The organism is Pseudomonas sp. LBUM1669 (assembly GCF_059695705.1).
Window position 1 is genome coordinate 1421819 of record NZ_CP166784.1, and the last position, 12847, is coordinate 1434665.

Here is a 12847-nt window from a genome sequence, read left to right on the forward strand (position 1 = left end):
GAATTCCATGATCGGAATCGATAGAAACACCGGCGTAACGGTCGACGACTGGCCGCAGTTTGTACAGCGCGCGACCCGGGCACTGACCACGCCTTTGGGCACTCGTCAGAAGCGTCCCTTGTATGGCTCGTTGATCCCGAATCTCTTGGGACAAAACCTCGGTGACGACCTGCTGATGCTTGCCCAGAGCCATGCGGCGCAGGCGTTTTTCAACGAGCAGAACGGCATTGGTGATTTCCAGCCGCAGGTCATTGTTGCCAGTCGCCACGGGGCAGGGCTGCTGCTGCGTTTCGCCGGCCTCTGGAAAAACCATAATCAGACATTCGAGGTGGTGACATGAGTATGTTGATACCTGGTCAGAATCAGCTGGCCGAACCTGCGATCGTCACCGTCGAAGCGTTCGAAGATTTGCTCGCAGAGTTCAAGACGTTCGTCGTCGAGTACGTCGGCGCCCGTTCTCCCGAGCGCGCGGAAAAACTCAAGGTCAGCCTCGACAACGAGAGCGAGTTGCTGACTCTGGCCCTTGAAGCCTTTTGTGTGCGTCTGCAAATTCATGAGCGCAAATACAACGCCCGGATCAAGCAAATGTTGGCGTGGTGGGCCACGGGCAGCAACCTCGATGCGCGACTGGCGGACATGGGCCTGGAAAGGCAATTGCTGGACCCGGGCGACCCGGCGGCGTTCCCGCCAGTGGCCCCTGTTTATGAAAGCGACGATGACGCCCGGTTGCGTTACTACCTGGCGCCCCATGCACCGGCGGCCGGGTCGCGCATGCAATACCGTCGTGAGGTGTTCACCCTCGGTGAGCGTCCCGCCGTGAAGGTGGAAACCACCGCCTCAGGCGTGGTGACGGTCACCTACACGTTCGACCCGGACGGCTACGCGGCGCAGGTCAAGGATGGCAACGGACGCTGTACTGCCCCCGGGGAGGTCATGGTCACCGTACTTGCCCGTGAGGGTGATGGCACGCCCTCCGAAGCGTTGCTTGACGGTGTTCGCCAGCATTTCGCCCGACCTGATGTGCGCCCCGAAACGGACCTTGTCACGGTGCAGGGGGCGCACATCAAGAACTATAAAATCCGGGTGGTGGCGAAGATCAACGCCGGGCCAGATTCCGGGTTGACCAAGGTGGCCGCGCAGCAGCAGTTGCAGGCATATGCCGATGCCTGTCATCGCCTGGAAGGGCGAGTTGACCCGAGCTGGATCGACTACACGTTGCACAGTGCCGGCGCGGTTCAGTTGCAGATTCTTGAGCCGCTGGCGCCGATTGTGACAACGCCTTTCCAGGCCCCGTATTGCACGGGTGTCGAGGTCGAGGTGGACACATTATGAGTGACGATACGCATCGTCCGAGCCTGCTGCCGGCCAACAGTTCGTCGCTGGAAATGGCGCTTGATCTGGGGTTTGCCCGGTTGCTTGATCGGATTGCTCCGCCGTTTCCGGCGTTGATGAATCCTGCTGAAACACCGCTGGCATTCCTGCCGTACCTCGGCGCGGATCGTGGTGTCAGCGAATGGAGTTCCACGGCTGGCGAAATCGAAAAGCGTTTGACGGTAGAACTCGCCTGGCCCACCGCTCGCCAGGCCGGGACACGCATGGCCCTGGAAAACGCTGCCAAGGGGCTGCAATTGCGACCCGACGTGCGTGCCTGGTACGAGCAAACACCGCCAGGCCCGCCTTACAGCTTTTCCGTTCGGGCCTTTACCGAACAGCCCTACAGCGAAGAGATCGATGCCCGTCTTGATCGACGTCTGGCGGACGCAAAAAGCGAACGCGACACCTTGACGGTCTCCGTCGGCTTGAGCGCCTTTGGCAATCACGTCATCGGCGCAGCCACCGTGTGCGGCGAACTGACCACGGTTTACCCGATTGTCATCGAAGGGCTTGAAGCCTCGGGGCAGGCCTTCATGGCCGTCGGGCTCTACACCGTCGAAACCTCCACTATTTATCCTCAGGGGTCCTAAATGGCCGAATATTACACCCTGCTTACCAATGCGGGGATTGCCTACGAAACTGCCTGCAAAGCGGCGGGCCTGCCAATCAAGTTGTCTCAGCTTTCCGTCGGTGACGGCGGTGGCGCGGTTTACAACCCGGCGGCAACCGACACCGCGCTCAAGCGCGAAGTCTGGCGCGGGCCGCTCAATGCACTGTTTCAGGATGAGAAAAATCCGAGCTGGTTGCTGGCTGAAGTGGCCATCCCGCCGGATGTTGGTGGTTGGTATGTGCGTGAGGCCGGGATCTGGACTGATACCGGCATTCTGTACGCCATCGTCAAATACCCGGAGTCGTTCAAGCCGGTATTGGCGACGTCGGGTTCGGGGAAAGAGTTTTACATTCGCTCGATTTTCGAGACCAGTAATGCGGCGTTGGTGACGTTGTTGATTGACGACACCGTGGTCAAGGCAACGCGGGCGTGGGTGATGGGTTATCTCGCCGATGAGTTGGCCAAGCTCGATGGCAAGCAATCGGTTCGAGTGGCCACCACGGAAAACATCGTGTTGAGTGGTGCGCAACAAATCGATGGCGTCGCGGTGCTGTCTGGACAGCGCGTGCTGGTGGCGGCGCAAACGGCGGCGAAGGACAACGGTATTTATGTCGCGGCCAACGGCGCGTGGCTGCGGGCGACTGACGCCAACGCCAGCATCAAAGTGACGCCAAACCTGACTGTAATGGTCGAAGAGGGCGCGGCGAACGGCGACTCTCTTTGGCACTTGGTTACGAACGGTCCGGTAACGTTGGGTACCACTGCGCTGAGCTTTGAAATGCTGGCCGGCAGAACGGGTATTCAGGCTGGGACTTACAAGAGTCTGACGGTCGATAAATACGGACGCGCCACTGCGGGCACGAACCCGGAAACGCTGGCGGGGTTTGGTATCAAGGATACGTACACCAAAGCCGAAATCGAGGCGATGATTGCGCAGGCTTCGGCGTTGCCGGTCGGGTCCATGGTGGCGTTTCCCTTGAACAAAATCGCTCCCGGATTTCTTGAAATCGACGGCAGCGTCAAGAGCATTGCGACCTATCCTGATCTGGTGGCGTTTCTGGGAGCAGCGTTCAACAAGGGTGATGAAGGTGCCGGTAACTTCCGGCTGCCTGAGTCTCGCGGCGAGTTCCTGCGCGGATGGGATCATGGCCGCGGGGTCGATGCAAACCGGGCTATTGGCAGTTACCAACTCGACACCCTGCAAAACATTACGGGTGCCTACGCGGCGAACAATGGCGTGCAGCTCGCTGCTACGGGTACGGTTTCCGGTGCATTCGCTGGGGTATCCGTAGGGGGCACACAAATCCCGGGTGGAGGGGCTGCTTCTGGCGTCATCAACATGACGTTCGATGCCTCCAAGGTGGCGCGAACTTCGACGGAAACCCGGGGCCGCAACTTGGCAGTGATGTGGTGCATCAAGGCCTGGAACGCGCCAATAAATCAGGGAAATATTGATATAGCTGCATTGGCGGTTCTGGCCAACCAGGCATCAGAGTTAAATCAGGGGACTGCTAAAGTAGCGACTCAAAGTGAAGTTGAGTTGGGAGGCGATGACTCGAAGTTCGTTACACCCAAAAAACTCCTGTTCGGCTATTGGTTCTCTGTAGCGACCACCGGGTTTCTTCGATTCCCGAAATTTATTGGCGGATTCACTATCCAGTGGGGAATATCAATCGTAAATGCTTCTGGCGACTGTTCTGTCACCTTGCCAACAACATACAACTCCAATCATTTCATGATTCTCGGTGTCTCGGGGATGAACACCCAGAAAGCGTATGCGTATAACTCAATTGCGTTAAATGGCGCAGTGATTCCCTGCTACAACACAACTAACGGGGCTAAATCCGGTGGCGGCTTTAATGTCCTTTGGATTTCAATCGGGAAATAACCTATGAGCATTTTTGTATCTCCCGCTACCAGCGGCTTTTATCATCAACCAGGCAATGCGGATATACCCCAAGACGCCATTAATATCACCACAGAGAAGTACGCCGAATTAGTAGTAGGCCTTGGCGCAGGTAAACAGCTTTCGTGGAGTGATGAAGGAGTGCCGATGCTTGCAGATCCCGCAATCCCGGCCAAGAATTATCCGGTTGTTATTGCTAATGAGCGATTCGCCCACGAGGTCAGTGGCGTCACCGTCGCCGAATTTGTAATTGAAACAACCCGCGACAGCCAGGCACTGATTGCCGGTACGGGTCTTTCCGCTTTGCTAGATCCTGACTATCGCTGCAACTTCAAAACAGTCGATGGTTTCGTCGAGATCGGCGCCGCGCAGATTCTCATGATTGCCAAGGCTGTCAGGGCGCATGTCCAAGCTTGCTTTGACCGTGAACTCGTACTGCTTCGTGCGCTCGAGGGGGGCCTCTACACGGAAGCAATGCTCAATACGGGATGGCCGGATTCTTTGTCATCCACAACGGCTGCAACAGCCCCATAAACGCCCCGCACCGTCGTAATGCTGTTCACTTAAGTATTTGAGTCGCAGCAGGGCTTCCTTGGAAATCCGATGCCAGACCTCTGGCCTCAACAATGCGGGTACCCACCGTCATTGGTTGATCCCTGCCAAAAAGGGAATCGTCTGTGAGGAAGTGGTCCGTTACAGCCCGCACGACCGTCAGGTGCGCATGAAAGTCTCGCCGCAGGCCAGGAAGCGAAACCCGACGCTTGGGACACACTGGGAAGCGAGCGAAGTCAGCTATGAAATTCAAGGCAAATTGAAGACGGTCATGACGTCATTGCCGGCCAACGCTTACAACACCAAGGCCTTTGCCACGCTTTACCAGGAACGTTGGGAGATCGAATTGGGTTTCAGGGACATCAAGAGCTCGATGCAACAGAACGCAGTGACCTTGCGCAGCAAGAAAGTCGATCTGGTCTATCAGGAGGTATGGGGACTCTTGCTGTCTTACAACGTAATTCGTCGGGAAGCCAGTCAGGCGGCGGTGGCGTTTGGTCGAGTACCTTCGGACATCCGTTTCAAACCGGTCTGCCAGTACATCGCCGTTCAACTGATCGTAATGGCAGCGGCTAACCCGGTTTCAGCGACCGGGAGACGATTGGCAGAGTTGAGGCCGGTATTGGAGGATTGTTTCTGGATCACCGCCCCAGGCCTTCGAGGCCAAGGACGATGAAGATTTCGAAGACCCGGTTTCCAGTGGACCGTAAGGCTGCTCCGCTTAAGTGAACAGCATTACGACAAGTTTGGGGCTTTTTTATGCGCGCGGAAAAAAGAGAGGGCGATTCTAGAGGGTGCGCGAACACCCAAAAGAAACGCCATATCGCAGATAGTGCCTGCAAGCCAGCCAAGGGCCACTGCTCGCGCGAACGGGACGGAGCTAGCAGAAAACCAAATGGACTTGCAGATGTTAAAAGAATGCAGATGTGGAAAGTGCAACAGACTTCTCGCCCGGGTGGGTGAGTTCACCGAGCTCCAGATCAAGTGTTCCCGATGCGGGACGTTGAATCATGAGAAGGCCACGAGCCTTGAGCTATCGCCTTTGAGCGACATGAAAGCGGAATCCTCCGCGAACAATCATTCGACTCAAAGGTAATCATATGGCTATTCCTGCACGCATTCCGTTCGCACAGAACGGTACCTCTACCTTGCTTCCCAAGCACGAAATGACCTGGAACCAGTATCTGGATTCGCCCAACAAGCGCTTCCGACTGATCCTCCAGGCCGACTCGAACTTGGTTCTTTATGATGGTCAGACCGCTGTCTGGTCGGCTCAAGCAAATCAGCCTTACACCCAGTATGGCAACAAGGTGTATGAGAACACTCCGACCTCGTTTTACCTGCTGTACTACGCGGTTCTGAAGGATCGTGAGCATGTTCGTACCTGGTCCACCTTCAACAGCACTCCGCCTAATCGTGATGAAACTGCTGCTGCGGAGCGGACCTACCTGCGCGTTCAGAACGACGGCAACATCGTAATTACCGATTCCACCGCGGTCTGGAGCAGTAACCCAGCTATTCCTCAAGCACCTGGTGCCGAAGAGTCCATCATTTTCCCTGCGGGAACGATGCTGGAAATGGGTAAGAAGTATGTAGTCGGCGGTACGACTTTCATCTTCCAGACTGACGGCAACCTGGTGATCTCCAACGGCCCGCTGGGCGTTCTGTGGGCCAGCTGGACGCAGAACAAAGGCGCCGAGATGGCAGTGATTCAGGGCGACGGTAACCTAGTGGTTTACGGCCCGAATTTCACGCCACTGTGGAACAGCGGAACTGCCGGTCATCCTGGTGCGTTCTTGCGAGTTCAAGCGAACGGCAATCTGTCCATCGTGCAAGAGAAACCGGTCTGGGCTCGCTTCGGCTACACGCCAACGCTTGTACCGAAAAACGTGTTCTACCCAGACAACACGACTGGGCCGCTGCCGACTTTCAAAGACTTCATCTGGACGTTCTGATGTCGGCATGATGCCGTCATTGAACGGCGTCTAAAGCGTCTCAATAAGCAACACCGCGCGGGTACACCCGCGCACCTATTCAGGCCTCTGCGATTGCAGAGGTCTTTTTTTTCAACATGCCCACGGAGTCGAGCGCATGGATTCTTTACATCGCCTGCTCGAGCTCATCGACAGGTTCGGGTTGCTGATCGCAGGATTGGTCGGCGCCGTTGTTTCCAGTTGGTGGCACAAAGACGATCTGGCGGACTGGCGTGCTTGGATGATCTTCCTGGTCACCGGCGTCGCCTGCGCGCTGTACCTGACGAGCATGGTCAGCACCTACCTGGGTGTGACCGAGCCGAAGATCGTCGCTGGTATCGGCTTCCTGCTCGGCACCTTCGGCGGGTCGCTGCTCGCGGCCATCAACCGAGCCATCAAAGCCGCTGACCTCTGGACGCTCATTCGCCAGCGGTTTGGGGGAGGCAACCAGCCATGAATCTTGAACTGATCAATTCCATCGTCTGCGGCTTGATTGCCTTGTGGGCGACTTGGTGTGTTCTGAGCGGTCGAGTGCGGGACGGCGTCATCGGCAAACTGATCTACTCGGCGATCGCCATCAGCGGGTTCGTCGTGATGAGCCGTAACCAGAACATCTTCATCATCGGCCCGACTACTGCCGGGATCACGTTGCACGTCTCGCTGGCCCTTGCCGGTATGCGCCATATCTTCATGGTCACGTTCTGGCAGCCGGTGAAAGCTTGGCTCTGCCGCACGCTGAACTGCGAGCACTGCATAGGCAGCGACAAGGTCGGCATGGCTGCAGAGAGAAAGATCCCATGACGCTTCTTCGGTTGGTTCCGACGTGGTTGTGGGTCGTCCTCGTTGCGCTGGTATCCATCGGCTACCTCTCGTGGCGGCTGGATACCGCGTTTTCTCATCCACAAATCAAGACCTGACAGCCCCTTCATCAAGGGGCTTTTTCATATCTGGAGAAACCCAAATGGCAGAACGCCAAACCTACACCGTCCTCATCCCATTCCCCACCGGGCGCGGTCACTGGTCCACCGCCGGCCAGGAACTCGACCTGCTCGACGTCGAAGCCAACGCCCTGCTCAGCGCTGGTCGCCTGGAGCTGAAATCCACATCCACCAAGGCCGTGAAGGCCGCTGCCAAGAAGGCTGAATAACATGGCTGAGGTTCTGAACTTCGAGCACAACGGCATCACCGTCAATGCCACCGAATCCCCCGAGGCCATGGGTGGCCTCGGCGACAACGTCATCGGTCTGATCGGCACCGCACCGAAGGCCGATCCGCTGATTCCGCGCAATGCGCCGCTCCGCATCAACAGTTTCACCACCCAGGCGCTGCTCGATCCGACCGGCACTGAGTCGGGCACGTTGTTCCACGCGGTGTTCCAGATTCTGAAAGTGGTCAAGGTCCCGGTCTACGTGGTCATCGTCGAAGAGGGCGCGACCCCGGCGGACACGGTGAATAACGTGATCGGCGGCATTGAGCCTCTGACCGGTCGCAAACTGGGCCTAGCCGCGTTGAGCGGTGTGCCCGAAGACCTGACCATCATCGGTGCGCCAGGCTTCACCGGCACCAAAGCCGTGGCCAGCGAGTTCGCCTCGTTCGGCAAGCGCATCAAGGCGCGTGTGGTACTCGACGGCAAGGATGCCGCGGTGGCCGATCAAGTGACCTACAGTCAGGAACTGGGCGGTGCGGACCTCGGTTTCGACCGTTGCCTGTTGGTGCACAACATGCCGTCGGTGTACTCCAAGGCGGCGAAGAAAAACGTCTTCCTGTCGCCATCGAGTCTGGCCATCGCCGCCTTGGCCAAGGTCAAGCAATGGGAAAGCCCGGGCAACCAGGTGACCTACGCCGAAGACGTGTCGCGGGTCGTGGAATACAACATCCTCGACAAATCCACCGAAGGCGATCTGCTCAACCGCTACGGCATCAGCTACTACGCCCGGACCATCCTCGGCGGCTTCTCGCTGCTGGGTAACCGCTCCATCACCGGCAAGTTCATCAGCTATGTCGGCCTCGAAGATGCCATCAGCCGCAAGCTGGTCAAGGCTGGTCAGAAAGCCATGGCGAAAAACCTGACCAAGTCGTTCATGGATCAGGAGGTCAAGCGCATCAACGACTGGCTGCAAACCCTGGTCGCCGACGAAACCATCCCGGGCGGCAGCGTGTACCTGCACCCGGAATTGAACAGTGTCGAGAAGTACAAGAACGGCACCTGGTTCATCGTCATCGACTACGGCCGCTACGCGCCGAACGAACACATGGTTTATCAACTCAACGCCCGCGATGAAATCATCGAGCAGTTCCTGGAGGATGTTCTCTAATGTTTACCAACCGCGTAAGACAGGCCATCGCGGCCACCCTGCAAGGCCTGCCGTTGTCGGCGACGGTGGAAAGTTTCGAACCGCCGAAGATTGATTTTGTAATGGAAACAATGGTGGGCGGGCGCTTCATTAGCGAGTCAATGGCCAAAAGTGCCACCGCGCTATCAGCCAAACTGGTTCTGCAAGGTATGGGGCCGGAAATCATGCTCGCCCTAGGCGTGAAGCTGGGGGAAGACATTCTGCTCAACGTGCGCGAGGCGGGTCAGGATCAGGACGGCAATACCTGGTTCACGTACCACACCGTTGGCGGTCAACTTAAGTCTTTGACTGAAGCCACACTCAAGATGAACGATAAACCCACCACCACGCTCGAACTCTCCTGCCGCACCTACAACCGCCTCGAAAATGGCATTCCGGTGATCGACATCGACGTGCGCACGCAAAAGTTCGTGCTCAACGGCGTGGACATTCTCGGTGATGCCCGCCGCGCTGTTTTGATTCCGTAACCCCTCGCACTACCCCCATGCAACCCGGTTAAACGCAGTCCCTGTGGGAGCGAGCCTGCTCGCGAAAGCGGCGTGCCTGACACATTGATGTCGGGTTTGTCGCCGCCATCGCTACAGGCCGGCTTCCACAGGTTGCACACCCAAGGAATTCATTTCATGTCCTGGACGCCTCCCGTTCACGTCTTGTTGTCGTCGATCACCGCCGACGACCAATCGCCACTCGAGCAAATCCAGCTCAAGCCACTGTTTTACGCCGCACAGAAAGAAGCCCTGACTCGCGCCGGCAACGATGAAGACGATCAGTTCTTCGAGCTGGCGAAATTGGCTACCGGCCTCTCGGTCAAGGAACTCGACCAGCTCAAACGCCCGGACTACGTGAGCATCGCGCAGTACGTGCATGAGATGTCGACCCTTCCGGCGTCGTATTTTCTACAGCGGGACACCGAAGCTGAATCAGCATCGAACGATCCCGACCAAGTTCAACTGCTGCAACCGCTCGATGCAGCGGGCCGCAGCCTGACCTCTCTGACCCTGGAAATGCCGGTACTGCGTGCCACCAAAGCGATGAAAAAACTGAAGACGGCCAAGGAACGCGCCGAGTTCATCACCGCCCATTGCACCGGGTTGATGCTTCCCGATCTGGATCTGTTGACCGTGCCCGACTGGACACAGCTTCAGGTACGCATCGACGATTTTTTAAACAAACCGGCGGACTTCTTTCGGAGCGCGACATCGAAGTAATCCTCGATGTGGTGCCGCTCATTTACCCGGTAAGTGAGGCGGACATTCTGGAATGGGACGCCGGCAAGGCATTGCGCCGCTACGACATCGCGATCACTCGCCTTGGCGTGAAACAGGAGTAGAGCGGGATGGCAGAGAGTAAATATTCGCCGCCCGGTGCGGGGATCAAGAGCATAAAGCTGCCGTCCCTCGGCAGTGCATCAGAAACACCGGGACTTGCCGGTATCACGGATCCTTTGTCGGGGCTGAATCTGGCACTCAACACCGCCAGCCTCGACATCCGTCTGTTGGTGGAGACCCAGGAAAAGCTGCGAGAAACCCTGGTGTCGTTGAACAGCACCCTGTCTTCGCAGCAGTCGCTGCTCAAGGCAAATGCGCCGACACCTGCGCCAGCCGGGGAGGCCAAGTCAAAGCTCAAGGCCGAGGTTGACCAGCGTGCGCCACCTGAGGATTTGAAGCCGGCAATGGCAATGCAGACGGCTCTGGTTGACCTCAATCAAAAGTTGCAGCTGGACCCGGAAACTCTTCAGGCGCTGGCGGATGCAGCCTCGAAAATTGCCGCCGAAAAACGCATCTCTCCTAGTGGCACGACGGGTGTGCAGCTGGTGGAGGTGCAACTGGCAGCGGTCAATGCGGGCCTGGTCAAAAACGTCAAGTCGGATGACTTTGAGCAAGTGCTGACGGATTTCGCTCGCGACACCGGCATCATGGCGTCTGCGTACAAAATTGACGTGAAGGAGGCCGGCGAGTTGATGTCCGGTTGGCATAGCTCGTTGAGACTTGATCGGGCAAAAAGTCTTGACCTGGGCGACGCGGTCAACCGCCTTGGCGCCAGGGTCGATTTGAAGGCCACGGCAGCAGACATCGGTTCGGTGGTGAAAAACGGCGGCGAGACGAGTCTGGCGGCGGGCATGAAGCCCGAGCATGTGGCTGCAATCGCAGCGGCCCTGCTGAGCGCTTCCGTAAGCAAGGACGGCGCCGGGGCATCGTTGAAGACGCTGGGCACGGCGTTCGGCAAGGGCGACAAGGCTACACCTGAGCAACGGGCTGCCTGGGCCGAGCTCGATATCGAGCCGGGGGCACTAGCCAGCAGGATGCGCACGGACGCATCGGGAGCGATCAAGGAAGTGCTGGCGCTGCTGAGTAGCAAGCCTGCCGAGCAACAGGGTGCATTGATCAAGACGCTGTTTGAGGGCGATGCCGGCATCCGCGAATTGCTGAAGAGCCCCCAGGATCTGAACACCGCGTTTACGGTAGCGGCCGATAAGAGCAAAGGCTCAATGGCCGAGACTGCCGACGCCCGTGGCAATACCTCGCAAGCGCGCTGGAATGCACTGGACGCAAGCGGGACCCGTCTCAATACGGGGCTCGCTAACGCAGTGGCGCCCATTGCTGATCTCGCGATGGTCAGCGCCGATCTGGTGGTCAGTGGCCTCAGTTCGGTGGTTGAGACGTTCCCGAAGGTCATCGCCGGATTGTCCTTGCTGGGCGCAGCGCTCGCGACCCCGTTTCGCGGGGTGATCATGAACAAGCTGACGTCGATTGTTTCCTCCGCAAAAACAGAGCTGCTGAAACCGGACGCTGCCATCAAGCTGCCGGGAAGTGACGAGGTCGTTGGTCAAGACCGGAGAAAGACAGGCGACGGTACGCCGGACAACAACGGCAAACAGAAACCACTGGGGGCCGCAAACACCAAAGCCCCACGTCCTGCGATGCACAGTCGACTGGTCACTTCGATGGCCAGAGCCAAGACCTTCACCGGCCGGCTGGGCGCTCCCATGGCGGTCGCCAGCGCGAGTTACGACGGCGTTAAAGCGCTGCTGGCGGGTGATTACAAAGCCGCTTCCGGTGCGCTCGGATCGGGCGTCGGCGGTTTGGCCGGCGGTTATGCGGGCGCTGCCGCCGGCGCGTTGATCGGCAGTTTCATCCCGGTCCCGGTCGTGGGCACTGCAATTGGCGCTTTGGTCGGCGGCCTGATCGGTTCCTACGCCGGCAGTAAGGGCGGGGAAATACTTGGTGAATCTCTCTACACCGAGGTTGACCAGCTTAGGTCACCGGATCAGGTCAGCAAGGACCTGACCCGCAACCCCATGGACAACCGGCAGTTCAACTACTCGCCCGTCATCCAGATCACCGGTGCCGATCCGACGGACTCTGATCGACTGACTGAGAAAATCATGGCGAATCTGCGCATGCAGTTCAACGGCGAGTTTATGCCGATGATGATCAATCCGCTCTCTGCACGAAGTGACGCGGCCCTGACCGACGGAGGTACGTAATGCGCCAGCAAATGGTCCTGGGCAGTTTCATCTTCGGCCTGTCCAGAAACTTCGCCTACAGCGCCCTGGTGCACAAGTCGAGCGGTGGCTGGACGAACATCGACATTCTCATCAGCAAACCCAAGTCCAGCCAGATCGGCCAAGGCCTGCAAACCCTGACGATTTCGGGCAAATCAATGTACGCGACCGCCATGGATCGGCTCGATGAACTGCGTGCCTTGCAGGCGCTGCGCATCCCTTTGCCATTGGTTGACGGCATCGGTCGCAACTGGGGCTTGTGGCGGATCAACGATGTGTCCGAAACCCAAAACAACATCATCGATGACGGCACCGCGATGGTGGTCGACTGGTCGATTGAGCTGATGGAGGTCGCCAATGCGTAGGGTTCGAAGTATTGCCGGTGATTCGGTGAACCTGTTGCTCTCCCGCGAGCTCGGGCGTTGTGACGACGCCGTCGAAGAAGCGCTCTGGCGGCTCAATCCGGGACTGGCCGAATACGCTGCAGTGTTGCCGGCGGGGGTGTGGGTGGTCCTGCCGGAAGTGGATGCAAAACCCGTTGCACCCACGCCGGTTTCGGCTTGGGATTAAGGA

Annotated in this window: 16 protein-coding genes and 1 pseudogene; all 17 read left to right on the plus strand. The window is 58.1% G+C overall.

The window, feature by feature from the left end:
* Positions 1–7 precede the first annotated feature (7 nt).
* The 17 genes and pseudogenes from ACA051_RS06440 (at position 8) to ACA051_RS06520 (ending at position 12844) form a co-directional block, all read left to right on the plus strand.
* Positions 8–340, plus strand: a complete 333-nt coding sequence (locus ACA051_RS06440) for a GPW/gp25 family protein (RefSeq protein ID WP_497374011.1) — start codon at positions 8–10, stop codon at positions 338–340.
* Positions 337–1332 (plus strand): baseplate J/gp47 family protein, encoded by a 996-nt coding sequence (locus tag ACA051_RS06445; protein ID WP_497374013.1) that lies wholly within the window; start codon positions 337–339, stop codon positions 1330–1332. The genes ACA051_RS06440 and ACA051_RS06445 overlap by 4 nt, the downstream gene beginning before the upstream one ends.
* Entirely contained in the window at positions 1329–1964 is a 636-nt protein-coding gene (locus tag ACA051_RS06450; RefSeq protein WP_497374015.1) for a phage tail protein I, read from the plus strand. The genes ACA051_RS06445 and ACA051_RS06450 overlap by 4 nt, the downstream gene beginning before the upstream one ends.
* Complete coding sequence (locus ACA051_RS06455; protein ID WP_497374017.1) at positions 1965–3872, plus strand: phage tail-collar fiber domain-containing protein; 1908 nt, start codon at positions 1965–1967, stop codon at positions 3870–3872.
* Between the two features lie 3 nt (positions 3873–3875).
* Entirely contained in the window at positions 3876–4424 is a 549-nt protein-coding gene (locus tag ACA051_RS06460) for a DUF4376 domain-containing protein (RefSeq protein WP_497374019.1), read from the plus strand.
* A 97-nt stretch (positions 4425–4521) separates the two neighbouring features.
* A pseudogene (locus tag ACA051_RS06465) lies at positions 4522–5171 on the plus strand (transposase); the annotation flags it as partial.
* Positions 5172–5349: 178 nt separating this feature from the next.
* The gene (locus ACA051_RS06470; RefSeq protein ID WP_497375519.1) at positions 5350–5538 is read left to right on the plus strand and encodes a Com family DNA-binding transcriptional regulator; all 189 of its coding nucleotides are present in this window, start codon (positions 5350–5352) and stop codon (positions 5536–5538) included.
* Positions 5539–5542: 4 nt separating this feature from the next.
* Positions 5543–6397 carry a putidacin L1 family lectin-like bacteriocin gene (locus ACA051_RS06475; protein ID WP_497374021.1) on the plus strand — a complete coding sequence of 285 codons (855 nt, stop codon included), beginning with the start codon at positions 5543–5545 and terminating at the stop codon, positions 6395–6397.
* 136 nt (positions 6398–6533) lie between these two features.
* A complete protein-coding gene (locus tag ACA051_RS06480) occupies positions 6534–6872 on the plus strand; it encodes an MFS transporter (protein ID WP_497374023.1) in 339 nt (112 codons plus the stop codon).
* A complete protein-coding gene (locus ACA051_RS06485; RefSeq protein WP_497374025.1) occupies positions 6869–7216 on the plus strand; it encodes a hypothetical protein in 348 nt (115 codons plus the stop codon). Before ACA051_RS06480 ends, ACA051_RS06485 begins: the two co-directional genes overlap by 4 nt.
* 160 nt (positions 7217–7376) lie before the next feature.
* The gene (locus ACA051_RS06490; RefSeq protein WP_497374027.1) at positions 7377–7562 is read left to right on the plus strand and encodes a hypothetical protein; all 186 of its coding nucleotides are present in this window, start codon (positions 7377–7379) and stop codon (positions 7560–7562) included.
* Between the two features lies 1 nt (position 7563).
* Positions 7564–8730 carry a phage tail sheath protein gene (locus ACA051_RS06495; RefSeq protein ID WP_497374029.1) on the plus strand — a complete coding sequence of 389 codons (1167 nt, stop codon included), beginning with the start codon at positions 7564–7566 and terminating at the stop codon, positions 8728–8730.
* A complete protein-coding gene (locus tag ACA051_RS06500) occupies positions 8730–9236 on the plus strand; it encodes a phage major tail tube protein (protein ID WP_497308572.1) in 507 nt (168 codons plus the stop codon). The genes ACA051_RS06495 and ACA051_RS06500 overlap by 1 nt, the downstream gene beginning before the upstream one ends.
* 156 nt (positions 9237–9392) lie before the next feature.
* Positions 9393–9977: a phage tail assembly protein gene (locus tag ACA051_RS06505; RefSeq protein WP_497374031.1), complete on the plus strand. Its 585-nt coding sequence runs from the start codon at positions 9393–9395 to the stop codon at positions 9975–9977.
* 128 nt (positions 9978–10105) lie between these two features.
* Entirely contained in the window at positions 10106–12256 is a 2151-nt protein-coding gene (locus ACA051_RS06510) for a phage tail tape measure protein (RefSeq protein ID WP_497374033.1), read from the plus strand.
* Entirely contained in the window at positions 12256–12639 is a 384-nt protein-coding gene (locus ACA051_RS06515; RefSeq protein WP_497374035.1) for a phage tail protein, read from the plus strand. Before ACA051_RS06510 ends, ACA051_RS06515 begins: the two co-directional genes overlap by 1 nt.
* The gene (locus ACA051_RS06520) at positions 12632–12844 is read left to right on the plus strand and encodes a tail protein X (RefSeq protein ID WP_497374037.1); all 213 of its coding nucleotides are present in this window, start codon (positions 12632–12634) and stop codon (positions 12842–12844) included. Before ACA051_RS06515 ends, ACA051_RS06520 begins: the two co-directional genes overlap by 8 nt.
* Positions 12845–12847: the final 3 nt, after the last annotated feature.